The sequence below is a fragment of the Faecalibacterium sp. DFI.5.82 genome (assembly GCF_029076575.1).
GTDB lineage: Bacteria > Bacillota > Clostridia > Oscillospirales > Ruminococcaceae > Faecalibacterium > Faecalibacterium duncaniae.
Genome location: NZ_JARFIS010001089.1, coordinates 1 through 290 on the forward strand (window position 1 = coordinate 1; position 290 = coordinate 290).

The 290-nt window shown below is 52.8% G+C and carries 1 pseudogene; it reads right to left on the bottom strand.

The features are described from left to right. Positions 1-290, bottom strand: a pseudogene (locus P0G09_RS20275) (DNA methylase); the annotation flags it as partial.

A 290-nucleotide genomic window follows, 5' to 3' on the forward strand; every position in this document is an offset into this window, starting at 1 on the left:
TACCGATAGGACTGCTCATCCAGTTCCGCAATGCGGACACCATCTTTGTCTGCCGGGATGTGCTTTGCCACAATGTCCATGGCCAGCTTAGCAAGGAAGAGGTTATTGCCGATGCCTGCCGTTGCGGTGATGCCGGTGTTGTACAGCACCTCCCGCACCATGGTCATGGCTAGTTCATGGGCGCTCATGTGATAATAAGGCAGATAGCCCGTCACATCAATGAAAACCTCGTCGATGGAGTAGGGGTAAATGTCTGCCGGGGTCACATATTTGAGGTAGGCCTTGTAGAT